The following is a 22,914-nucleotide window of genomic DNA, read 5'->3' as shown; positions in this document are numbered from 1 at the left end:
TTATTCTCAATTTGACAAACTTCTTTAATCTGTCAATTAAAAGCAAACTTCTTCTAACTTAGAATTTTATAATCCGAGATCGAAATGCTCACAACAATTACTGTCACAAAGAGTAGACATATTTACAAAAGTTCGGATGGTTTACTAGTTAGTGCCCAGCTATAGAATGAATTAAAAAGTTAAAAACGAAAAAAATGATATCTTCGATACCATACGGTCGGCAGGACATTAGTCAGCAGGATATAGACAGCGTAGTTGACGTGTTGCACTCAGATTACCTAACGCAGGGTCCAGCCTTACCAGCGTTCGAAAAGGCAATCGCAAATTATTGTAATGCAGAACACGCCATTGCTTTAAGTAGTGCAACTGCAGCACTACATCTCGCTTGTCTGGCACTTGATCTAGGGCCAGGCGATTTGTTGTGGACCAGTCCTATTACCTTCGTAGCCTCAGCTAATTGCGCGATTTATTGTGGTGCTTCAGTAGACTTTGTCGATATAAATCCACACACTTACAATATGGACGTTGAGAAACTCTCTGAAAAGTTAGTCGCAGCAGAAAAGGTAGGTAAGCTTCCTAAGATCGTGATGCCTGTACATTTAGCAGGCCAGTCATGTGAAATGACTGCCATACACACACTGTCGAAGAAATATGGGTTTAGAATAATTGAAGATGCTTCTCATGCAATTGGGGGTAAATACAAAGGGGATCCGGTTGGTAATTGCCGTTACAGTGACATCACCATATTTAGCTTTCATCCGGTTAAAATAATTACTACAGGAGAAGGAGGGTTGATAACCACAAATGACTCGAAACTATCGAAGAGACTACAACGGCTCCGTAGTCACGGTATCACCAGTGACCAAGATGAAATGCAATCAAGGCCCTCAGACGAAATCTGGAATTATCAGCAAATTACCCTAGGCTACAACTACAGGATGACAGATATCCATGCAGCATTAGGGTTAAGCCAATTGACCAGATTAAATCAATTTGTGAAGGAGCGTCAAAGGATTGCGCAGCTGTATGATAATGAACTGAAGAATTTACCAGTTGTAACTCCCTGGCAGAATCCTGATACATACTCAAGTTATCACCTGTATCCAATTCGAATTAACGTTAAGGCAACCCATAAGAGCCAAAGAGAGGTTTATGATCGATTTCAAGAGGCAGGAATAAATGTGAATCTTCACTATATCCCAGTATATAGGCAACCATATTATGAAAGTATGGGTTTCCAAATTGGATATTGCGAAGAAGCCGAAAAATATTTTAAAAGTGCCATTAGTATTCCGGTTTTTTCGTCATTGACTAATGATCAACAGTCAAAAGTCATTGAGGTTTTGAAAAGTATTTTTAATTAGAAGAACCCGTTAAGCCACTGTATAAAATTCATAAAAGATATTATCACACTGAACGTACAAATACTAGAGGTCGTAGGTTATCAACCTGGGAAATTCATTTAAGCATCTATGATAGACAAATTAGCCTTAGGAACTGCGCAGTTTGGGTTAAATTATGGCATTGCTAACAATAAGGGCCAAGTTAAGCTGTCGGAAATTGATTGCATTCTGAATTACGCCAATAGTCAAGGTATAAACACCATCGACACAGCAATAGCTTATGGCGATAGTGAAGCCCAACTGGGTAAAGTGGGTATAAATGGATGGAGAGTTATATCAAAACTCCCCCCATTGTCGAATCAATGCCCCAACATTAGGCAATGGGTTTATCAATCAGTAGAAGCTTCATTGGAAAGGTTGAAAATTCCTTGTTTATATGGTTTATTGCTTCACAAACCTAATCAATTAAATGAAGATAGAGGTGCGGAATTATACGAAGCACTGACAGAAATGGAATCCTCGTCTATGGTTGAACAAACGGGTATTTCTGTTTATGAAACAGATGAATTAAGCTTAATAGATGAACTTACTGGATTGAGTATTGTCCAAGTTCCTTTTAATTTGATAGACACGCGCTTCGAGAACTTTTTTAAAAAATTAAAGGAGAATGGCAACCAGGTTCATGTAAGGTCGGCATTTCTACAGGGTCTATTGTTGATGGAACGAGAAGAACGTCCTAAAAAATTCAGCCGATGGGAATCTATCTGGGACAGCTATGAGGAATTTCTTAAACAGTCAGGAACCACCAGATTAGAAGCCTGTATTAATTATGTGTTGTCATTCATAGAGGTGGATAATGTTATTGTAGGAGTTGACAGTTTGGAACAGCTTAAAGAAATATGTGCCGCCGCAGATAAAAAAAATATTGTTTATCCTGATTTTTTTAAAAATCAAGATGCTGAGCTAATTAATCCGGCACTTTGGTCTACATTTGAATGATTAATATTTGTAAAAATGAAAGTTGAAATAATTGCAGAATTAGCTCAAGGTTTTGAGGGGAAACCAGAACAGGCACGTTTACTTATAAGGGCAGCAGCAAATTCAGGAGCGGATGCTGCAAAGTTCCAATTGGTGTATGCCGATGAGCTTGCTACACCTGATTATAAATACTACGATCTTTTTAGATCCCTGGAGATGCCAGATCAGGTATGGAAAGAATTAGTTGACTATGCTCATTCGTTAAACATTGATCTTTATCTGGATATTTTTGGTACAAGAAGCTTAATTCTGGCAGAATCGATCGGTGTACAAACTATAAAACTTCATGGGACAGATATTTCGAATATTGGACTTCTCAATATGGTTTGTCAGAGTTCAATTCCTTATGTACTTCTTGGAGCTGGAGGTGCTTATGCATCAGAGCTTCGCACCGCATTGGAAATTCTTGAAAGTAAGAAGGTTTGCGTTTTTGCAGGATTTCAGGGATACCCGACCTCGACAGAAAGTAATCAGATTTCCAGGATTGGTGTATATGTGAAATCGCTGGGTAAAATTCACCCTAACGTTAAAATAGGCTTCGCGGATCACACAGATCCAATAGACCCTTTGCGATTTGCGATACCTGCAGTGGCTTTGGGGGCTGGGGCAACAGTATTTGAAAAGCATTTAACTTTGGGTAAGAATATGAAGCTTGAAGACTTTGAAGCGGCATTAAACCCGGATGAGTTTCAAGAGTTTACCAGGATCCTGAGAGACTGCTACTATGCATTAGGCGTTTCTGCAGAAAGTGAGGACTATGGTATGAGTGAATCAGAAATAGGATACAGAAAAATGATTAGACGACATGTTGTTACTTCAAATAGTTTGGAGAGTGGTAAGGTGTTGGAACCTCAGGATCTGGTACTTAAACGAACCTCGTCGGAAAATTTTATAACAGATATAAATTCAGTTTATAATAAAAGGCTTGCTAATAGCATATCACGAAATGCTGCGGTTACACCTTCGGATATTGTTTAATAATTATGGAAAGACGTCTCGTATCTGCTATCGCGTGTCGGAATCAAGGATCACGACTTTATGGGAAACCGCTTCAAAACCTGGATGTTGATCAGGGAACGCGTATACTGGATAATATTATCAACTGCCTTCAAACGATACCTTGTATTGATGAGATCGTTTTGGGAATTTCCACTGGTATTGAAAACGAGGTCTTTAAGCATCTTGCTGAAGAAAAAGGGCTGCGTTATGTTGTCGGTGACGAGCATGATGTTTTGTCTAGACTGGTTGAGTGCGGCAAGCTTGCAAAGGCGACAGATATTTTCAGGGTGACAAGCGAATCTCCTTTTCTTTATTATGAACCTGTTGAATATTTATGGAAAAAACATGTTGATGAAGGGTTGGATGCAACTTTTTTGGATGAAATTATAGATGGAACAGGATTCGAAATTATGTCGCAATCTGCCATGGAAATATCTCATGATAAAGGAGATGCTCGTCATCAATCTGAGCATTGTTCTTTATATATCAGAGAAAATAAAAACGATTTCAAGATTTCAAAGGTGATATGTCCGGACAGTCTTAACCGTAAGGATTTGCGTTTAACTGTTGATAATCCGGAGGATCTCGCGGTGTGCAGAATATTGTTCCGGGAATTTAAGGAAGATGCGCCAAGGTTTTCCATTCAGGCTATGGTGGACTATTTGGACTCCCATCCATCGCTGAAGGATTTGATCGCACCGTTTACAGAGATCGGATACTCTACAATGAACAGATAACACCAGATCGACAAGAACATCTCAGCTTTAACTATTATGGTAAGTACATTTAATGGAGTTAAACTTCGAAACATTACTAATTTTCATAAATCGAACGCATACAAAAAAGCGATTCACAATCTGATTCCTGGGGGAGCCCATACTTATTCAAAAGGCGATGACCAGTTTCCCCAATTAGCACCTGCAGCTATTTCCCATGGTAAAGGCTCTCATATTTGGGATATCGATGGGAACGAGTACCTGGATTGCCCAATGGGGCTTACATCTGTAAGTTTAGGCCACGCATATCAATCTATACTTCAAGCGATTCAAGATGAGTTGGGCAATGGAGTGAATTTTCAAAGACCATCGGTTCTTGAAAAAGAAATGGCAGAGAAATTTTTGTCCCTGGTGCCTGCCCATGATCGAATTAAATTTGCCAAGAACGGTTCCATTGTGACAACAGCTGCTGTTAAGCTGGCAAGGGCAAAGACAGGGCGAAATCTTGTTGCGTTTCCTAAAGATCACCCATTTTATAGTTATGATGATTGGTTCATAGGAACAACACTCTGTAACAAAGGTATTCCTGAAGAAATTACAAAGCTTTCGGTAACATTCCAGTCATACGATATTGCTTCTGTAAAAGCAATGTTCGAGACTTACCCGGGTCAGATTGCCTGCATCATAACCGAACCTGAAAAAAGTGACAATAGAAGCGACACTGAGAAGGAAACTTATATCAGAGAACTAATCGCGCTTACCCATCAAAACGGAGCTCTTTTTATCATGGATGAAATGGTTACTGGTTTTAAAACGAGTTTCCCAGGTTCTATCTCTAAATGGAATCTCGATCCCGATATGGCAACCTGGGGCAAAGGGATTGCTAATGGTTTTTCATTTTGCGCTCTTACTGGAAAGAACGATGTAATGGATCTGGGCGGTATTACCAAAGAAGGTGAAGAGAAGGTTTTTTTGATATCCACAACTCACGGCGGGGAAACTCACACGATGTCGGCAGCTATTGCTACTATTGATGAGTTTCAGCAATATAATGTCATTGAACATAATCATGCCATAGGCGACAAGCTAATTTCGATGTGCAATCAAATCATAAATGATCACGGTCTTTCCAAATGTATTAAAATAAGCTCTACCAACTGGCTTATTGGTTATAGCTTTTATGATTCCCTCAACGAGGTTTCTAACGGAATGAGAACACTTGTCATGCAGGAAATGATTAAAAGAGGTGTTCTTTTCCAAGGTGCATTTGTGCCATGCTTTTCTCATTCAGAAGAAGATGTGCTGTATTTTGCAAAGGCTTTTGATGAAGTATTGCCATTATATAAACAGGCCTTAGAAAATGGTTTTGAAAGTTTATTGATCGGTGCACCGGCAAAACCCGTATTCAGGAAAGTTCTTTGAGAGAAAAGATTTACATCAGAACAGATGGAAGCCTGAGCATCGGTTTGGGCCATTTGATGCGCTGTATCGCTTTGGCTCAGATGCTGAATTCGGAATTTGAGCCTATTTTTGTTTGCCGGCACATCCCTGAAAGTATTAAGGATGATCTCAACAAGGCAGGGTTTGAAGTAATTTTTATCGAGAGCGAGGATGATTTCTATTCACTCATATCGGATAAGGACATGGTTGTGCTGGATGGTTACTCGTTCGATATTGAGTATCAAAAGAAAGTTAAATCCCTTTCCGGAAAATTGATCTATATTGATGATCTGCACGAAACAGAGTTCGTTGCAGATCTCATAATTAACCACGCTCCGGGAGTTTCTCAAAGTGACTACCGGGCGACAAAATCAACACAATTTGCACTTGGACTGGATTACGTTCTGCTAAGGCCCGCATTTTTAGAGCAGGCTCAAAAAAAAAGGAGAATCTCAACAATACAATCGGCAATGATCTGTTTTGGGGGTGGGGATTACAAAAATCTGACCCTCTCGACCACCAAAGCAATAATTCCATTTGAACAATTCCGGGAGATTGTGGTAATAACAGGTCCTGCATATGATCAAATGGAAAGCCTCAAAAGTCTTGTAGGCAAGGATATCAGGATAAAACATCATCATTCTATAAATGAGGATGAGATGTTAGCGCTAATGTTGAGATCAGAACTTGCCATAGTGCCATCAAGCGGGATACTTTTTGAAGCCCTTGCTGCTGGTTGCATTGTAATTTCGGGAACTTATGCCGAAAATCAGCGTATAATTTTTGAAAGGTTCCTTCAATCGGGAGCTTTTGAAAATGCAGCAAATTTTTTAGAAAAGGATATCGCGAGGGCTGTGAAATCTGTTTTGAGTAATTCTGGAGGTAATAAGAGGCTGATAGACGGAAAATCAAGCAAGAGAATATTAGGAAAAATTCTCGGGTTGACAATCAGTCTGAGAGATGTAAAATCTGAAGATTGTAAGCTTTTGTTTTCCTGGGCAAATGAGCCTGCTGTTCGAATGAATGCAGTAAATAACAATAAAATAGAATGGAAAGAGCATATCGCTTGGTTCAGTAAGATACTATCCGGAGGCAACTCCAGGATATTTATTTTAGAAAGGAGTGGCAAACCGGTCGGGCAAGTGAGATTTGACCTGAAAGGCGATCATTTTATAATTGATTATTCAGTCGACAAAGATTTCCGAAGCAAGGGCCTAGGTAAGCTGATGTTAAAGAAATCGATTGATCGCATTGGCAAAGGGAGTTTTAAGGCTATCGTAAAAGCTGAAAATATCAGCTCAGTAGCTGTTTTTAAGTCGCTTAGTTTCGAGGAAGCGGGAGATTACGTGAATAACAGTATAAAATATAAAGTCTTCCGATTAAATTATTATTGAATTGTAAACAATGTTGAAAAATCGCATATCGAGATGAAAGGAATTAAGACGCTGTATCGGACTATATCCAATGAATCCCCATGTTACATTATTTCAGAAATTGGAAGTAATCATAATGGCAGTTTTGATCTTGCCTGCGAATTAATAGAAAAAGCAGCCGGTGCGGGTGTAGATGCAGTAAAATTTCAAACTTTTAAAGCGAAAAATCATTATTCCAAAAATACTCCCAAAATGGGGATGTATAAAGAAGATATTTACTCATTAATTGAAAAGCTTGAGATCGACCGTTCTTGGCATGCTAGATTATCAGAGATATGTAAAAGGCAACAAGTTGATTTTCTTGACTCTCCCTGTGATTCGGAAGCAATTCAAATAGCGGTGGGGGTCGATATGCCAATTATAAAAGTTGCATCATTTGATATGGTTGATGTTAGGCTGATAGACGAGATTAGCAAAACAGGGAAGGCTGTGATGTTTTCAGCAGGGATGTGTAAATTATCTGAGATCGAAAACGCAGTGAATATTTGTAGGGGAAATGGTAACGATAATCTGATAGTTTTACAATGCACCTCGGTGTATCCTGCCCCGCCCCACCTCTCTAACCTAAATGCAATGGATACGATCAGGAAGGCATTTAATGTAATCACAGGTTATTCTGACCATACGATGGGCGATCATATTGCTTGCGCAGCAGTTGCACTTGGTGCTAAAGTGATTGAAAAACATTACACCCTAAGCCGCAAAATGGAAGGGCCAGATCATGCTTTTGCAATTGAACCTCATGAGCTTGCGGATATGGTGAGGAAGATTCGGGACATTGAGTCTGGACTCGGAGATGGGATGAAAAATGGGCCACGGGACGAGGAGATGGAATTCTATAAGAACGCTCGTAGAAGTATCTTATCTGCTAGAAGTATCTCCAAAGGAGAAATTATTCAGGATCAGGATATCGTAATAAAAAGACCGGGATATGGAATTCAGCCGTCAATGATAAACATGATCATTGGAAGAGCCGCAACTAGAGATATTGAAGCCGATAACCCAATAACATGGGATATGATATAATTTATAACCTAAAACGCAAAAAATGAAGTTCGAAAAAATTGACAAAAAGTATTTAACTGAACGTAAGAAGTTTAGTTTAAAATATGGGAAAAGAGATATTTGGGAGGTTATGGATCATTGGCCGCTTTATGTTGGAAATGTTAATTTACAACGGGTATTATCTATTTACGAGCTATTGAAAACCACAATTAAAGTTCCTGGACATATAGCCGAATTTGGTTCATGGAAGGGTTCCAATGTAATGTTTATGGCAAAGGTGCTAAATATGATAGATCCATATTCAAATAAATTAGTTTACTCATTTGATAGTTTTGAGGGTTTGACTGAATTTGATGAAAAGGATAATGAAGCTGTAAGTTTAAAGGGGGCATATAGGGGTAACTTGGAAGAGTTAACGGACCTTATGGCGCTAAATAGCCTTGAGGATAATATAAATATTCAAAAGGGATATATCGAGGATACTTTACCTGCGTTGTTAGCGGCTGATCCTTCACTTTCCTTTTCATTGGTGTACTGCGATACCGACCTTTATGCCTCGACTAAAATCATTCTGGATTCTTTGCATTCAAGACTTATGAAGGGAGGTCTTTTTGTTTTCGATGAATGGAATCACCCTACTTGGCCAGGCGAGACGACCGCAGCAAGAGAATTCCTGAATGAGCATGGTGATAAATATGAAGTGCTACATATTACAAACACCAGGCAACCAACACTTGCCTTAAAAAAGAACGGTGAATAAGAAATGAGGAAGCTGCTGATTTCTGGACTGGGAGGATCTTTATTCCCATATTTACATGATAGACTTAGTTCTGACTACGAAATTCATTATGTGGATGCTGACCCTCAGTTAAAGTTCCTATACCCTGACTTAAATTTCCATGTCAGTCCCTTGATTTCTGACGAAAGCTATTGGATTTTGATTAAGGAATTGATAGAAAACTTGAAAATAGATTTTTACATTCCTCTTATTGATGAGGAAATCGTAGAAGCGAAACGAAATATTGAAGATTTCGGGGATGTTAAAGTAATTAGCCCTGCAGCAGATTTTTCTGAACTTTGTTTGAACAAGTTTGTATTGATGCAACGCTTAAAAGAAGCGAATATATCAGACGTTATTTCTTACACTGGTGATTTTTATAATTCCGAGCTTGGTTTTCCTATTTTTATTAAACCAATCTCAGGCCGTGGCAGCCGTGGCATAATGAAAATAAAGGATGCTGACCAACTGGATGCCTATTACAAGTTGGAAGGATATACTCCCGAGGAAATCTTAATTCAACCAATGCTCACAGGTGTTGAGTATACTGTTGGTGCATTAACAAATAATCGAAACGATCTTTTGAGCATTAGCAGTAAACGAATAATCAAGAAAAAGGGTATAACTCAAATTGCTATAACCGAAAATAATCAAGCGATCGATCAAATTGTTAAAAAGATTGTTGAAGAATTTAAACCTTGCGGTCCATTCAATGTACAGTTGATACTGACCCCATCTGGAGACATTAAAGTATTTGAAATTAATCCCAGGTTTTCGACAACAACCATAATGGAAATAGAGGGAGGAGCCGATCCTATAAGAGCTTATCTGGAATACTTTGATAAGGACTACAAGGGCCCTTTCAAAAGCCCTGTAGAAAATATGTATTTGCACAGGCGCTGGGAAAATATCTTCTATAATGCTTAAAAAAATTCTTCTTGTTGGCGCTACTGGTTATCTGGGTAGGCATCTATGCACTTATTTAGATAAAATAGGTTCGGAGGTTTTCATAACAGGTTCGCGCATTTCTAAGCAACCGAATTATTTTCAGATAGATTTTGAAGATCCTAAGAGCTACAATTCGTTGAAGTCCTATAAATTCGATCTTATTATTGTGCTTGCCGCAAAGTTGAGTTCGATATCCTCAACCAACCTCAGTCATCCTGACTTGGCTGTGAATACCATAGGTTATGCTTCTTTTCTTCAATATCTGAAGGATCATGATATAACCCAAAAGGTGATTTATATTTCATCGATGACGGTGTATGCTCCTGTGGAACAACCTCCGGTATGCGAAGAGGATAAGATCGGTCCGGTAAGTACTTATGGGCTTAGCAAATATATGGGCGAGTGCATAACGACGTTCTTTGGTCAAAGTTCTGCAGTTGTTTGTGTGATCCTGCGTTTGCCTGGTATTTATGGAGGGGACAAGAAAAGCGGGTTTATTTACAATATGATATATAAGCTGAAAAATAATATTCCAATTCAGCTTTCCACCAAGAACTTAATTTACTGGGAGACCATTCATATTGATGATCTGTGTGAGATGATCGGTTCTTTCATCGAACGGTACGCATGGAAGGAAAGGACAAACATATTCAATGTTTGTTATGGTATGGAAACAGATTTCTATAACACTTTTGAATTCATAAAAGCACAGACCTTGAGTAACAAGGGCGAGTTATATGAAGAAAAAAAAGGCTATGAACCATTCTTTCTTTCAAATAAAAAATTGAAAGGATTAATTCCAGTTAAAGAGGATTACTACGGAAAATTGGCAGCCTACATCAAAAGTGTATGAGGTTTGTAATTGGTGACGTTCATGGAGAAATAAGTAAGCTTACATCATTGATGAATTATATATTCATCTATGATAAGAACCCTGAGCTGATTTTTATCGGAGATTATCTGGATAAAGGGGATAATCCACGAGCTGTATTAGATTTTATCATCAATCTAAGTAAGAACATGGATTGTACTTTTCTTCTTGGTAATCATGAGCATTGCTGGATGAAACTGGAAGCAGAAGACATAAAGACAAAAGAATATCTAGCAAAGTACGGAGGAATTGCCACTCTTAAATCTTTAGGACTAACTGATTTTTACGAAGGGAAGAAAATTCTGATGTCTGAATATGGCGATTTTTTTGCAAGTTTGAAGCCCTATTGGAAAAGCGACTCTTTTATCGCAGTTCATAGCGGAATTAAACCTGAGAATTACTCCATTAAAATTGAAAATATTAGAGTTGAGGAACTGCTTTTCAACAGATATGATTTTATAAGTCATGAAGAACTTTACATGCAGAGCTACCGCGTGATTTTTGGGCACACAGGTTTTTTCACGCCGTTTGTGTCAAAATCAAAGATCGGTATTGATACCGCCGCGTGTTTTCTTGCCGACCAACCCATTAGTTCATTTTGCATCGACAAAATGGCGATCTTAAATTCAGATGGAGTCATTAGAGACCTTGATGATTTCAATGAAAATTTATGCCCTAATATAATAAGAACAAGCCCCTGGAGATATGATAATTAACCTTTTAAGAAATAAAAGAATTATGGTGGTGGTCGCACATCCAGACGACGAGGTTTTGGGCTTGGGTGGCACAATGAATAAATTGATTTCAGAATTTAATGTTGCCGCACACGTCATTATACTTGGGGAAGGTATAACATCCCGATCAAACAACCGCGATCCAGAACTATGGAAAAAGGAGCTGGTCATTCATAATGCAAATATTAGGGCAGCTCAAAAATCAATTGGCTACCAAAGTGTAAGGACTTACGACCTTCCCGATAATAGGTTTGATAGTATTGCTTTATTGGATATTATTAAAATTGTGGAGGCCGAAAAGCAATCGTTTTCACCTGAAGTTATCTTTACACATCATGGGGGAGATGTGAATGTTGATCACCAAAGATGTTTTGAAGCTGTTATTACTGCTTGTCGTCCAATGTCGCATGAATCAGTCAAAACAATTATTACATTTGAAACACCATCCGGTACAGAGTGGAGATCGCCAACAGACCCGAGACATTTTTTGCCGAACTTATTTTTTAGCATTTCAGAAGATAATCTAAATGCAAAAATTACGGGCATGGAGATGTATGATTTTGAGAAACGTGATTTCCCACATCCACGGTCCCCCGAAGCATTGAAAATACAAGCTCAGCGTTGGGGGGTAGCTGTCGGGTGTCCGCTCGCAGAGGCATTTACCCTTGTAAGATGTATTCAGGCTTAATTAAGGAATGATCAGGCGGTTTTTGGAATTTATTTTGAAAGACTTTTGTATTAGGTCATGATAAAGAACGGCAAAGAGACATATCCGGGTCGGGATTTTTTCCATTCTACATTTCGTTTTAAAGTACCCTCTCGCCACCCGCCTATCCCTCTTTTTCACAATGCTGACTGGGAGAGTTGGGATCTGCATACTTAGTATATATGTTATTTATTCACAGGAGTTTGAAATTTCAGTTACTTCATTTAGCAGTGAGTGCATTTATTTGAAATGAAGAACAGTAAACGAATAGTATCTAAAATTAGAAAATAATCAAATTATTTATGAAGATTGCTTTATGTTTTTTTGACAAACAAGTTAGTCATCTATATGAGGATAATGAAAATGTTGTGCTATTTGGCAATCATGGATGGTCAATACTAATTGATGGAGTTAGAAGGAGTATAGCGATTGATCATTTTCAACCGCTAGATTATACAAAAGAATTTAGCCAAATTATAGATACGCTACGGGCTAATATGCCGACAATTAGTCGATGGAATTCACGTGGTGATACATATGAACTACTGTTAAGGAGAGCCGCTAGACAAGTCCTTTGTATAGCGACAGGTCTAAAGTACTATGGTATAAGTAAATGTATGATGAGTACTAGTGTATATCACCACCTTGATTCAACGATTTTGGACCTCGCAGGAAGATTGGCTTCAGTTCCCAGAATATATCTAGCCTTCAATATTATAACGGGACATTTATTGCCCTTAAATCAAATTGAAGATATAGTAACCAGAAAAGTGTTGAATTATGAAATTTCCGAATATGATGCTAGTGCTGATGTTCAAGCATTCTCCCAAAGATCAAAGGAGAACCATGCGCCAAAAATCGGACAGGATGTTATTGCTTCTAATGAGAACAATTATATTAAAGCGATTTTCTTCTCTCTATATCACGACCTTCGCTCAGTTTTTCGATTTACTAGGAATATATTGATAAGCCGGAAATCTGCAGATAATAACGATTTCGCTTATACAACTGACAGCTATCCGTTTCAAAATCTAAATCAAGTAATAGCCCAAAGAAAGGCACTTTTATACTGTGAAAAAAAACTAACTGGGGTACCTCTTCCTGTTAATCCTAGAGTGAACTTAATTATAATGGCTCACTTCCAACCTGAGGCAAGTTCTTTTCCTGAAGGTGGAAAATTGTGTAATCATATAGATATAATATACAAACTGCGGTCGTTAGGATATGGAGACAAGCTATATTATAAGGAACATTTTGCAAGTTCATTTTACTTCACATCGGTTGGAGCAACACAAGTTGGAGCTTACAGAAATATAGATTACTATAAGCACTTAGAGTCGTTAAATTGCCTTTTTGTTAAAGATGTAGCGGGAGAAAAATACGGAGGTGCGAGATGCCGGAAATATTTACCTGTAACTATTACTGGAACTGTGGCTGTTGAACGTGCCCTGAATGGTCTGCATACGATTGTGACTGGGTTTCCATGGTATAAAGGCCTCCCAGGAGTTATTCATATTGACGATTTGGCGGATTTAAGTAGCCTTTCTTCTGACTTACTACTATTTAATGAAACAATAGCCCGAGAATCGCATGAATTTTTAGTATCCTTATTGTCTAATAAAACCCTAACAAATGCCAGTGGTATTGGTTTGACGGGAAAGCTTGATGATACCTTAGTTGGGAAATTTAAGTGTGAGTTTGATAAACTATTAGAAATATTTTAAACTTCACATTAAGGTGAAAGAATCCTTATTTTTTAAATATCAAATCAAAAGCTCATGATTTGTACCTTACAGAATCAGGCAAATTATTTTAAATTGCTTAACTAATGATCAAATAATAAATATGAATTTGAACTTGCTCCAGCTGGCTTTTAGCGCCTCATTGAAAGAAGGTCTGGAAAAAATAGAAGCTAATCACTTTGGAATAATATTTGGAACGGATAGCAACGGTTGCGTAACAGGACTTGCAACCGACGGAGATATTCGCAGGAAAATACTTTCAGGTGTTTCTTTAAACGAGAAATTAGAGGACTGCTTAAATACAGATTTTGTATCCGCCGATAAATTTACATCGAGAGAAACACTTTTAAAAAAATTAGACCATAAAATTCGCATCATTCCAATTCTCGATGAGAATAGAAGGCTATTGGATATTATTACTCACACTTACTTTCCCACACAACTAGAGGATTCCATTTACGTTCGTGCGAGATCACCAGTACGGATTAGTTTTGGTGGCGGAGGGTCGGATCTGACTCACTATTTTGTAGACGAGCCGGGAGCAGTGATAAATGCAACGATTAACATTTATGCCCACGCTCTGTTAAAGGTAAGAAACGATGAATCTATAAGAATTGTTTCCAGTGATTTAGATCAAAGTATTGAAGCTGAGAATTTAGAAGAACTTTTAGGAAAAGAGTCGTCTTTCGGATTAATTCAATCTACAATTAAAGCGATCCAGCCCGCTTTTGGATTTGAATTGTACTTAAATTCAGATTTTCCCATGAAATCCGGATTAGGTGGTTCTGCGGTTGTATCAGCAACGGTTTTGGGGTGCTTTAACCAGTTGAGGAATGATAAATTCGATTCTTACGAGCTGGCTGAATTAGCTTATCAGGCAGAACGGGTTTACCAGGGTATTGCAGGAGGGTGGCAAGATCAGTACGCCACGATTTTTGGCGGTATCAACTTCATGGAATTTAAATATGAAAAAAATCAAGTTTATCCGCTGAGAGTTCATAACGATATAGTTTCCGAGCTTGAAGAGAATTTAATTTTGTGTTATACCGGAGTGAATCATGATTCCGGGGATATTCATGTAAACCAAAAAAAGGAAATGAGTAAATCCAACGTGAAGGAGCTTGTGAAACAAAATGTAGCCCTTACATACGAAATTCGTGACCAGCTACTACGAGGGAAATTGTTTGAGTTTGGAAATTCATTGCACCAGGCTTGGGAGTTGAAAAAGCAGTTTGGAGAGAATATCTCGAGTAAGCAGTTTGACGATATCTATGATTTTGCCCGCAATAATGGGGCTATTGGGGGTAAAATACTTGGGGCAGGTGGAGGAGGTTACTTCCTTTTCTACTGCCATCCATTTAGAAAGCAAACTCTTGTCAAAGCGTTGAGGGAACGTGGTCACGAAGTTAGAAATTTCAAGTTCGAAGGAGAGGGCCTAAAAACATGGTCAATCAGAGAAAGTTTGGCAAATAAATCAAATTAGGATGAAAATACAGATAGACAAGTTTTTGGTTGGCGAAAAAAGGACCTTTATAATCGCAGAGATCGGCAATAATCACAATGGTGATTTTGAACGAGCCAAATTTATGATTGATAAAGCCCTTGAAATGGGAGCCGATTGTGCTAAGTTTCAGATGAGGCATATTAAAGAGGTGTACCGTTCCAGAAGCTTAGAAAAATCCGGAGAAGATCTTGGTACTGAGTATATAATTGATCTGTTGAATAAATTTGAACTAACAGTCGACCAACAACGCAAATTGTCTGAGTACTGCAGAACCAAAGGGATCTTATATTTATGTACTCCCTGGGATATTACTAGTGTAGATATACTTGAATCGTTCAACGTTGCTGCATTTAAAGTCGCATCAGCTGATTTAACAAATTTACCATTGCTGGATAGATTGTCACAGACTAAAAAGCCTCTGATTCTATCTACCGGAATGAGTACATCAGAAGAGGTAAAATTCACTGTAGATTTTCTAAATAAAAGAAAAGCTCCATTCGTATTATTGCATTGTAATAGTACATATCCAGCTCCATTGCATGATATTAACCTAAACTGGATGCAATCATTGAAGGAAATTCATCCACTAATTGGATACTCCGGACACGAAAGGGGAATTAATGTAACTTTAGCCGCGGTCGCTTTGGGAGCTAAAGTTATAGAGCGTCATTTCACTTTAGACAGGAAAATGGAGGGGCCAGATCACGCGGCAAGCCTTGAATTTGAAGAGTTCAAGAGTATGGTCAACGGCTGCAGAGAAATAGAGATGGCATTAGGTGAAGCGGGAAGCCGAAAATTGAGTCAGGGGGAGATGATAAACAGGGAGAATCTAGGTAAAAGCCTGGTAGCGGCTCGGGATTTAAAAAAGGGAGCAATCGTAAATCCGGAAGATGTAAAAGTTCTTAGTCCCGGACAAGGCTTATCGCCTCAAAACTACGAGGACTTAATTGGTCTGAAGCTAAACCGTGACATGGATTTTGAAGATTTCTTTTTCAAAACGGATTTAAGCGATGAAGAAGAGATTATAAAGAATTATACTTTCAAGCATCCATGGGGAGTTCCGGTTCGATATCACGATTTCGGGAAATATGTTGAAATGATTAAGCCCGACATGTTTGAGTTCCACCTCTCCTATTCGGACATGGACTTAAATATTAACGATTTTTTAAGGGGGACATATGATTTTGGTTTTGTAGTTCATGCACCTGAACTCTTTAAAGGCAGTCATTTAATGGATCTTGCATCGCCAGACGCTGAATATCGGAAAATTTCCATGATAGAAACGCAAAAGGTTATTGATATAACCCGGAAGTTGAAGGCATTTTTTCCGAAGGAAGCCAAACCACAGATCGTTGCAAATATTGGCGGATTCAGTATGGATGCTCCTTTTCCGGAGAGCATAAAAAAATCATATTACGAGCGTTTTTTTGAAAGCCTGGCAGAACTGGACACTGAAGGTGTTGAGATTATTCCTCAGACAATGGCCCCTTTTCCATGGCATTTCGGCGGGCAGCGCTACCAGAATATTTTTGTTCATGTGGACGAGATTATAGAATACTGTAAGCAGTATAACTTGCGAATGTGTTTTGATGTGTCACATAGTATGCTGACCTGTAATTATTTTAAGTATGATTTCTATGATTTTGCCGAGAAAATTGCTCCATTTACAGCACACATTCATATGGGTGATGCTAAAGGGTTAAATGGCGAGGGCTTGCAAATAGGTGAGGGTGACATGGATTTTGTGAGACTTGGTAAAATATTAAATGAGGGGTGTCCAAATGCTACGTTTATTCCTGAAATATGGCAGGGCCACAAAAATAATGGAGAAGGCTTTTGGATAGCACTCGAAAAACTACAGAAACTGATGTAGATGAAAATATCATTTATTATCCTGAGTGTAACCGGGATCTGCAGTTCCCTTCAGATTTGTACAATTAGATAATCAAATTTATAGATTGCCCGGGCATGCCAGGTAACCAAAAAATAAAAGAAATATAATATGGTTTGTTACTTATGTGATAAAAGTGATTTCGTAGATAGACCTGGAAAAGTCAGAGACATAGAAGAAATTAAAGTAATTGAATGTACTAATTGCGGTTTGGTTACACTTTCCCGTACTGATCACATTTCAGAACGACACTACGAGGAAGGCAAAATGCACTCCACAGAAATTTCAATCAGTGATTGGCTTAAATCGACTGAGACAGATGACTTACGTAGATTTGAGATGTTTAAACCGAAATTAATTGGTAAAAATGTCTTGGATTTTGGATGTGGAAATGGCGGATTTCTTATCAAATCGAAATTATTTTCCAATAAGTCGGATGGTGTAGAGCTTGAAGAAAGAATGCAGCCCTTTTTTGCTGAACAAGGCCTTAAAGTTTGGAAGTCCTTAAGTGAAGCATTAGCTAATTCGACTTCCCGATACGATCTTATTACTTCATTCCATGTGTTTGAACACCTCTCGGATCCAGCTTCAGTTTTAGTCGAACTATCAAAATTGTTGAATGTGAATGGAGAAATTATTATCGAAGTTCCTAGTAGCGATGATGCATTGCTGACCTTGTATAAGAACGAAGCTTTTTCAAATTTTACATATTGGAGCCAACATCTTTTTTTGTTTAACCAACACACAATGGTTGACTTAATTAGGAAAAGCGGCCTAAAATTAAACTGGGTGAAACAAGTCCAAAGATACGGACTGTCGAATCACCTTCATTGGCTTTCCAATGATAGGCCAGGGGGACACGCAAATTGGTCGTTTTTAAGTTCCAAAGAACTTGACAACGCTTATGCTCAGCAATTGGCATCAATAGGAAAGGCTGACACAATTGTAGCTAGTATAAGCCTTAAATAATTTATTGTTATGAATGAGATCAACTCTACAGACTATCATGATTATGTTATTAAGGATGGTAAGTTAATTGCTCAATTTGAGCAAATGTATAAAAATGCCAGTGACATCCCATGGCGCCAAAATCAACAAGAAAGCTGGATCGATGTAAGATTGACTAAGGAACTTTTGGCAGATGAAAAGAACATCAGCAGGATCATCGACTATGGCTGTGGCACAGGCCATTATCTGGATATTTTAGTAAGGGGTCTAGGCGGTAACGGATTAGGTTTCGATATTTCAGAAACGGCTATTGTAAAAGCTCAAAACAATTTTCCGAACTATAGCTTTAAGACCGGGGATCTGATGAACCCGAACAGCTTCGACGTGGCATCAATAAACGAAGAGTCCATTCATGTAATCAGAGGTACGTTGTGGTATGTTTTTCCAAAATTATCAGTGGTAATCAAAAATATATTTGATCAAATGTCTTCGGGTGACACCTTATTAGTTGTACAGAACTTTCCCCCGTTAAGTTCAAATTTTGTAGGGAAAGATGTCATTCCAGATCCGCAGACTTTAATTAGTTTAATAGATAAAAGCACATTATCTCTTCAGAAGTCCATCTGGTATGAGCAATTTAAGGACAACGCTAACGATTCTTGGTTTATAGGTAAATTCAAAAAATAGATATGAGTAACAGTAGATTAATATGGATGAACGGGAAGCTTATTCCCGAAATTGAAGCGAAGATTTCCGTTTATGATTCTGCGCTAATGTTTGGAGACATGGTATTTGAAATGACACGGTCTTTTAACAAAAAGCAGTTTAAATTAAGGGAGCACCTGGAACGGCTTTATTACGGACTGAAAATCTTGAGAATTCCTCTTGACATGACTATAGAACAAATGGAGAAACATTGCTATGAGACAATCGAGGCTAATGACCATCTGTTTGGTGCTGACGATGAACATCGTTTGATGATTGATGTTTCAAGGGGCACACTCGGCATATATCAAAGAATTGAAGGCTTACATAAGGGTCCCAATGTAGTTATTGCCGACTTCCCGCTAAGATGGACAGTAGCTGGTATGGGTCATTTATTTGAGAAAGGTATAAATGCGGTTATTACTTCACAGCGCGCAATCCCTGCAAGTTTGCTGGATCCAAAGATCAAAAATAGAAGCAGAATTTTCTATCTCATGGCTAATATTGAAGCCTCACAATTTGCGGGCGATGATAATTGGGCTCTTCTCCTTGATACAGCGGGTTATATTTCTGAAGGAACTGGAGATAATTTTTTTATAATCAAAGATAATACAATCATAAGCCCTGAAGGTCGTGATATACTCCGAGGAATTTCCAGAGAGTATGTTATGAAGGAATTATGCCCACAATTAGGGTTGAAAGTATTAGAGAAAAACATTGATCCTTATGATGTTCATACAGCAGATGAGGCTTTTATGACTGGTACTCCGTTCTGTATGCTTCCAGTAACCAGACTGAATGGCTTGCCAATAGGAGATGGTAAAGTTGGCGGCGTTTTCAATTCCCTGTTGAAAGCATGGTCAGAAAACACAGGTGTTGATATATCTAAACAGATCCAAACCTGGAATAATACAGACGGAGCGGGTTCTTCAGATGCCCCGACTCCGTACCGTTTCAAATCAAAATAGCATTACAAGCACAAAATGGTTAGCAATAAGATAGGAATAATGCAGGGTAGGCTTTTACCTAAACTTAATGGCCGATTCCAGGCACACCCTCTTGGATACTGGGATAAGGAATTTCCTATAGCAGCAGAATTGGGATTAGATTGTATTGAATTCATATTTGATCATAACGACTATATACTGAACCCATTATACTCCAGAAAGGGACTAGACCAGATTCAGCACAGCATTGATACAACAGGTGTTTTCGTGAGTTCGATTTGTGCAGATTATTTTATGGAAGCTCCATTACACCATTCGGATCAAAAAGTAGTTGAAAACAGCCAGTTGGTGATGATCAACTTGCTGAAAAATGCCAGCATGCTGGACATTAAAGACATAGTTATCCCTTGTGTAGATCAATCGTCGTTAAAAGGTGATGGCTCAACCGAGCGATTTATTGATAATATACAAATCTTAATTGAGGAAGCAGAAAAACAGAATGTGAATCTAAGTCTGGAAACAGACTTAGGGCCGAAAGACTTCTATGAACTGTTATCCGAATTGCCGTCATCTAGAGTTACTGTTAACTATGATACTGGAAATAGTGCCTCTTTTGGTTTTAACATAATCGAGGAATTTGAAGCCTATGGTTCCCGAATTTCTGATATTCATATCAAGGATCGAAAACTTAACGGAGGATCAGTTGAGCTGGGTTCGGGCGACACTGATTTCGACAATTTTCTAATTGCGCTAAATAAAATTAGCTATAAAGCGCCTTTTATTATGCAGGTATACCGGGACGATGAAGGTGTGGAGATATTTAAAAAGCAACTAAAATATTTTAAAGAAAAATTGTTACAAAATTAAATGAATACGGTATCTATAATTTTAGCTAGAGGCGGGTCAAAGGGCTTGCCCAAGAAAAACATAATTGATTTTTGTGGGCAGCCTTTGATCGCCTGGACAATTCAAAATTGCCTGGAAGGAGGTGCAAATTCTGCGTGGGTAAGTTCGGACTCGGATGAAATTTTAGAAACTGCGGCGAAGTATGGAGCTAAAACAATAAAGCGACCAGATGACATTTCTGGGGACTTTGCTACATCTGAAGAAGCATGGATTCATGGTATTGATTACATATCCAAAATTGAAGACGAAAAAATTGATTGGGTGCTAGCTCCTCAGGTTACTTCTCCTTTAAGAGAAGCAGCCGACGTGGCTAGAGGTATTAAGCTGGCGCAATCCGGGGAATTCGATTCCTTTTTTTCTTGTAGTATTGCGGAAGATCTGTTTTTCTGGCAAAGGAACGATACGGGAATTTTAGAAAGCGTAAACTACGATTGGAGAAATAGAAAACGCCGCCAGGATATTCCGAAACAATATATTGAGAATGGATCTTTTTACCTCTTTAAACCAGAAGTTCTTATCAATGGTAATAATAGATTTGGTGATAGGATTGGCCTTGTTGAAATGGATTTTTGGAAAATGTTTGAGATTGATTCGTCGGAAGATTTAAAAATGTGCTCTGCCTTAATGAAAGAGTTTTTAATAAAGTAACCAATGGAGCTGGAATTAGACAATAAAACCATAGTGGTAATTGGGGGTACTAATGGAATAGGTCTTTCAATAGTCAAGAGCTTTCTATTAGAGCGAGCTGTTGTACACGTTGTATCCAGGAATTCAAAGACAGAGGTTGAAGTAGCATTAAACGAACAGTATGAGAACCGGGTTTTTTTTTATAACGCTGATGCAAAAATCGAGTCGGAACTTGAAAATTGTTTGGTGAAAATTTCGAAAACACTAAAAGGAAACAGATCCATCGATGTGGTTATCTCAAATGTTGGAAATGGACAAAGTCTAAATAATGCAATAAACGGAAAGGACTTATGGAAAAATTCATGGGCTACAAACTTTGATACAGCTGTAAATACCGCCAGGGTATTCAGTCGATCGGTAAAAGAAGGGGCTTTTGTTTTTGTTTCCTCGATTGCTGGAATCGAATATATAGGCGCTCCAACTGATTACAGTGTGGCTAAGTCAGCACTGATATCATTTTCAAAAATCTTGTCCCACAAGCTAGCGCCTCACATCAGAGTTAATGTTGTAGCGCCCGGAAATATCTGGGTAGAAAATGGTACATGGGGGAAAAAAATGAATGACAATTCAGAAGCGGTATTGAAAATGCTTAATGAAAAAGTACCCTTGAAACGATTTGGTCAGCCCGAAGAAGTAGCGAATTTAGTTCTTTTTTTAAGTTCTCCAAAAGCATCGTTTATAACCGGTTCTTGTTTTATTATTGATGGTGGACAAACAATAACTTTTTAAACAACATGGACCTATTTTCATTAAAAGACAAAATTGTCATTGTAACTGGCGCATCTGGCTTATTAGGCAGGGAACATGTCGCTGCTATCGCAGATGCCGGCGGGACACCGGTATTGTTAGATTTAAACGAAGAGATATTAAATAAGCAGGTTTCAGACTTAAATAGCAAATATGAGATCGATGCAAGTGCATTTTCGGTTGATATTACCGACGAGGACCAAATTGACAAAAGCTGTAAGGCCATAATAGCTAAATATGGAAAAATTGATGGACTAGTTAATAATGCGGCAAATAATCCAAAAGTGGAAAATACGACGGATATTAATTTTTCGCGACTTGAAAATTTCCCTTCAAATGTTTGGCACATGGATTTGGATGTTGCCTTAAAAGGAACTTTTCTTTGCATAAAGTATTATGGATTTGAAATTTCCAAGAACGTGGATGGTGGTAGTATTGTTAATATTTCTTCGGATCTCGGTCTCATATCGCCTGATCAAAGGTTGTATCGGGTAGATGGGGTTGAGGAGTCTATGCAACCCGTGAAACCTATCACTTACTCTGTGGTTAAGACTGGCATAATAGGCATAACTAAATATGTTTCCACCTACTGGGCGCATCGTAATGTCAGATGCAATGTTGTTTGTCCCGGCGGTGTGGAAAATAATCAAAATGAAGAGTTCGTCAGTGAGCTAATTAAACGAATTCCAATGAATAGAATGGCTCATAAAACTGAATATCATGGTGTCATAATCTTTTTGTTAAGCCTTGCTTCAAGTTATATAAATGGAGCAACGATTTCAGCTGATGGCGGCAGAACTGCCTGGTAATAGTTCCTACAGTAAAA

At 38.3% G+C, this 22,914-nt stretch carries 22 protein-coding genes; all 22 read left to right on the top strand.

Annotated features, from left to right (window positions below; all coding sequences use genetic code 11):
• The first annotated feature begins 194 nt into the window (after nucleotides 1-194).
• The 22 genes from pseC (at nucleotide 195) to Q8S11_RS04240 (ending at nucleotide 22,897) form a co-directional block, all read left to right on the top strand.
• A complete protein-coding gene (pseC, locus tag Q8S11_RS04345) occupies nucleotides 195-1,364 on the top strand; it encodes a UDP-4-amino-4,6-dideoxy-N-acetyl-beta-L-altrosamine transaminase (protein ID WP_305660845.1) in 1,170 nt (389 codons plus the stop codon).
• Nucleotides 1,365-1,472: 108 nt separating this feature from the next.
• Complete coding sequence (locus tag Q8S11_RS04340; protein ID WP_305660844.1) at nucleotides 1,473-2,342, top strand: aldo/keto reductase; 870 nt, start codon at nucleotides 1,473-1,475, stop codon at nucleotides 2,340-2,342.
• Between the two features lie 15 nt (nucleotides 2,343-2,357).
• A complete protein-coding gene (locus Q8S11_RS04335; protein ID WP_305660843.1) occupies nucleotides 2,358-3,359 on the top strand; it encodes an N-acetylneuraminate synthase family protein in 1,002 nt (333 codons plus the stop codon).
• 5 nt (nucleotides 3,360-3,364) lie between these two features.
• Nucleotides 3,365-4,117 carry a cytidylyltransferase domain-containing protein gene (locus Q8S11_RS04330; protein WP_305660842.1) on the top strand — a complete coding sequence of 251 codons (753 nt, stop codon included), beginning with the start codon at nucleotides 3,365-3,367 and terminating at the stop codon, nucleotides 4,115-4,117.
• A 36-nt stretch (nucleotides 4,118-4,153) separates the two neighbouring features.
• Nucleotides 4,154-5,518: a glutamate-1-semialdehyde 2,1-aminomutase gene (locus Q8S11_RS04325; protein ID WP_305660841.1), complete on the top strand. Its 1,365-nt coding sequence runs from the start codon at nucleotides 4,154-4,156 to the stop codon at nucleotides 5,516-5,518.
• Nucleotides 5,515-6,930, top strand: a complete 1,416-nt coding sequence (gene pseG / locus Q8S11_RS04320; protein ID WP_305660840.1) for a UDP-2,4-diacetamido-2,4,6-trideoxy-beta-L-altropyranose hydrolase — start codon at nucleotides 5,515-5,517, stop codon at nucleotides 6,928-6,930. Before Q8S11_RS04325 ends, pseG begins: the two co-directional genes overlap by 4 nt.
• A gap of 33 nt (nucleotides 6,931-6,963) precedes the next feature.
• Entirely contained in the window at nucleotides 6,964-7,995 is a 1,032-nt protein-coding gene (locus Q8S11_RS04315) for an N-acetylneuraminate synthase family protein (RefSeq protein WP_305660839.1), read from the top strand.
• 22 nt (nucleotides 7,996-8,017) lie between these two features.
• The gene (locus Q8S11_RS04310) at nucleotides 8,018-8,734 is read left to right on the top strand and encodes a TylF/MycF/NovP-related O-methyltransferase (RefSeq protein WP_305660838.1); all 717 of its coding nucleotides are present in this window, start codon (nucleotides 8,018-8,020) and stop codon (nucleotides 8,732-8,734) included.
• Between the two features lie 150 nt (nucleotides 8,735-8,884).
• On the top strand, nucleotides 8,885-9,679 hold the full coding sequence (locus Q8S11_RS04305) for an ATP-grasp domain-containing protein (RefSeq protein WP_305660837.1): 795 nt from the start codon (nucleotides 8,885-8,887) through the stop codon (nucleotides 9,677-9,679).
• Nucleotides 9,672-10,553 carry an NAD(P)-dependent oxidoreductase gene (locus Q8S11_RS04300; protein WP_305660836.1) on the top strand — a complete coding sequence of 294 codons (882 nt, stop codon included), beginning with the start codon at nucleotides 9,672-9,674 and terminating at the stop codon, nucleotides 10,551-10,553. Before Q8S11_RS04305 ends, Q8S11_RS04300 begins: the two co-directional genes overlap by 8 nt.
• The gene (locus Q8S11_RS04295; RefSeq protein ID WP_305660835.1) at nucleotides 10,550-11,287 is read left to right on the top strand and encodes a metallophosphoesterase; all 738 of its coding nucleotides are present in this window, start codon (nucleotides 10,550-10,552) and stop codon (nucleotides 11,285-11,287) included. The genes Q8S11_RS04300 and Q8S11_RS04295 overlap by 4 nt, the downstream gene beginning before the upstream one ends.
• Entirely contained in the window at nucleotides 11,277-11,993 is a 717-nt protein-coding gene (locus Q8S11_RS04290) for a PIG-L deacetylase family protein (protein WP_305660834.1), read from the top strand. The genes Q8S11_RS04295 and Q8S11_RS04290 overlap by 11 nt, the downstream gene beginning before the upstream one ends.
• Before the next feature lie 320 nt (nucleotides 11,994-12,313).
• Entirely contained in the window at nucleotides 12,314-13,735 is a 1,422-nt protein-coding gene (locus Q8S11_RS04285) for a hypothetical protein (protein ID WP_305660833.1), read from the top strand.
• Between the two features lie 121 nt (nucleotides 13,736-13,856).
• Nucleotides 13,857-15,236, top strand: a complete 1,380-nt coding sequence (locus Q8S11_RS04280) for a CBS domain-containing protein (protein WP_305660832.1) — start codon at nucleotides 13,857-13,859, stop codon at nucleotides 15,234-15,236.
• Between the two features lies 1 nt (nucleotide 15,237).
• Complete coding sequence (locus tag Q8S11_RS04275) at nucleotides 15,238-17,130, top strand: N-acetylneuraminate synthase family protein (RefSeq protein ID WP_305660831.1); 1,893 nt, start codon at nucleotides 15,238-15,240, stop codon at nucleotides 17,128-17,130.
• Between the two features lie 129 nt (nucleotides 17,131-17,259).
• Nucleotides 17,260-18,117: a class I SAM-dependent methyltransferase gene (locus Q8S11_RS04270; RefSeq protein WP_305660830.1), complete on the top strand. Its 858-nt coding sequence runs from the start codon at nucleotides 17,260-17,262 to the stop codon at nucleotides 18,115-18,117.
• 9 nt (nucleotides 18,118-18,126) lie between these two features.
• Nucleotides 18,127-18,783: a trans-aconitate 2-methyltransferase gene (locus Q8S11_RS04265; protein WP_305660829.1), complete on the top strand. Its 657-nt coding sequence runs from the start codon at nucleotides 18,127-18,129 to the stop codon at nucleotides 18,781-18,783.
• A 2-nt stretch (nucleotides 18,784-18,785) separates the two neighbouring features.
• Nucleotides 18,786-19,769 carry an aminotransferase class IV gene (locus tag Q8S11_RS04260; protein ID WP_305660828.1) on the top strand — a complete coding sequence of 328 codons (984 nt, stop codon included), beginning with the start codon at nucleotides 18,786-18,788 and terminating at the stop codon, nucleotides 19,767-19,769.
• A gap of 39 nt (nucleotides 19,770-19,808) precedes the next feature.
• Nucleotides 19,809-20,615, top strand: coding sequence for a sugar phosphate isomerase/epimerase (locus tag Q8S11_RS04255; protein ID WP_305660827.1), 807 nt, complete (start codon nucleotides 19,809-19,811; stop codon nucleotides 20,613-20,615).
• Nucleotides 20,616-21,302 (top strand): cytidylyltransferase domain-containing protein, encoded by a 687-nt coding sequence (locus Q8S11_RS04250; protein ID WP_305660826.1) that lies wholly within the window; start codon nucleotides 20,616-20,618, stop codon nucleotides 21,300-21,302.
• 3 nt (nucleotides 21,303-21,305) lie between these two features.
• Nucleotides 21,306-22,070: an SDR family NAD(P)-dependent oxidoreductase gene (locus tag Q8S11_RS04245; RefSeq protein WP_305660825.1), complete on the top strand. Its 765-nt coding sequence runs from the start codon at nucleotides 21,306-21,308 to the stop codon at nucleotides 22,068-22,070.
• A gap of 5 nt (nucleotides 22,071-22,075) precedes the next feature.
• On the top strand, nucleotides 22,076-22,897 hold the full coding sequence (locus Q8S11_RS04240) for an SDR family oxidoreductase (protein WP_305660824.1): 822 nt from the start codon (nucleotides 22,076-22,078) through the stop codon (nucleotides 22,895-22,897).
• Nucleotides 22,898-22,914: the final 17 nt, after the last annotated feature.

Origin of the sequence: Daejeonella sp., assembly GCF_030695525.1 — a bacterium.
Lineage (GTDB): Bacteria > Bacteroidota > Bacteroidia > Sphingobacteriales > Sphingobacteriaceae > Daejeonella.
The sequence above is the reverse complement of the archived record's forward strand: the minus strand, read 5'-3'. Positions and strand labels throughout refer to the sequence as shown.

What these genes read in the sequence shown, in the direction of transcription:
- pseC (WP_305660845.1), top strand. Translation starts at nt 195, where the DNA reads ATGATATCTTCGATACCATACGGTCGGCAGGACATTAGTCAGCAGGAT.
- Q8S11_RS04340 (WP_305660844.1), top strand. Translation starts at nt 1,473, where the DNA reads ATGATAGACAAATTAGCCTTAGGAACTGCGCAGTTTGGGTTAAATTAT.
- Q8S11_RS04335 (WP_305660843.1), top strand. Translation starts at nt 2,358, where the DNA reads ATGAAAGTTGAAATAATTGCAGAATTAGCTCAAGGTTTTGAGGGGAAA.
- Q8S11_RS04330 (WP_305660842.1), top strand. Translation starts at nt 3,365, where the DNA reads ATGGAAAGACGTCTCGTATCTGCTATCGCGTGTCGGAATCAAGGATCA.
- Q8S11_RS04325 (WP_305660841.1), top strand. Translation starts at nt 4,154, where the DNA reads ATGGTAAGTACATTTAATGGAGTTAAACTTCGAAACATTACTAATTTT.
- Q8S11_RS04315 (WP_305660839.1), top strand. Translation starts at nt 6,964, where the DNA reads ATGAAAGGAATTAAGACGCTGTATCGGACTATATCCAATGAATCCCCA.
- Q8S11_RS04310 (WP_305660838.1), top strand. Translation starts at nt 8,018, where the DNA reads ATGAAGTTCGAAAAAATTGACAAAAAGTATTTAACTGAACGTAAGAAG.
- Q8S11_RS04300 (WP_305660836.1), top strand. Translation starts at nt 9,672, where the DNA reads ATGCTTAAAAAAATTCTTCTTGTTGGCGCTACTGGTTATCTGGGTAGG.
- Q8S11_RS04295 (WP_305660835.1), top strand. Translation starts at nt 10,550, where the DNA reads ATGAGGTTTGTAATTGGTGACGTTCATGGAGAAATAAGTAAGCTTACA.
- Q8S11_RS04290 (WP_305660834.1), top strand. Translation starts at nt 11,277, where the DNA reads ATGATAATTAACCTTTTAAGAAATAAAAGAATTATGGTGGTGGTCGCA.
- Q8S11_RS04285 (WP_305660833.1), top strand. Translation starts at nt 12,314, where the DNA reads ATGAAGATTGCTTTATGTTTTTTTGACAAACAAGTTAGTCATCTATAT.
- Q8S11_RS04280 (WP_305660832.1), top strand. Translation starts at nt 13,857, where the DNA reads ATGAATTTGAACTTGCTCCAGCTGGCTTTTAGCGCCTCATTGAAAGAA.
- Q8S11_RS04275 (WP_305660831.1), top strand. Translation starts at nt 15,238, where the DNA reads ATGAAAATACAGATAGACAAGTTTTTGGTTGGCGAAAAAAGGACCTTT.
- Q8S11_RS04270 (WP_305660830.1), top strand. Translation starts at nt 17,260, where the DNA reads ATGGTTTGTTACTTATGTGATAAAAGTGATTTCGTAGATAGACCTGGA.
- Q8S11_RS04265 (WP_305660829.1), top strand. Translation starts at nt 18,127, where the DNA reads ATGAATGAGATCAACTCTACAGACTATCATGATTATGTTATTAAGGAT.
- Q8S11_RS04260 (WP_305660828.1), top strand. Translation starts at nt 18,786, where the DNA reads ATGAGTAACAGTAGATTAATATGGATGAACGGGAAGCTTATTCCCGAA.
- Q8S11_RS04255 (WP_305660827.1), top strand. Translation starts at nt 19,809, where the DNA reads ATGCAGGGTAGGCTTTTACCTAAACTTAATGGCCGATTCCAGGCACAC.
- Q8S11_RS04250 (WP_305660826.1), top strand. Translation starts at nt 20,616, where the DNA reads ATGAATACGGTATCTATAATTTTAGCTAGAGGCGGGTCAAAGGGCTTG.
- Q8S11_RS04245 (WP_305660825.1), top strand. Translation starts at nt 21,306, where the DNA reads ATGGAGCTGGAATTAGACAATAAAACCATAGTGGTAATTGGGGGTACT.
- Q8S11_RS04240 (WP_305660824.1), top strand. Translation starts at nt 22,076, where the DNA reads ATGGACCTATTTTCATTAAAAGACAAAATTGTCATTGTAACTGGCGCA.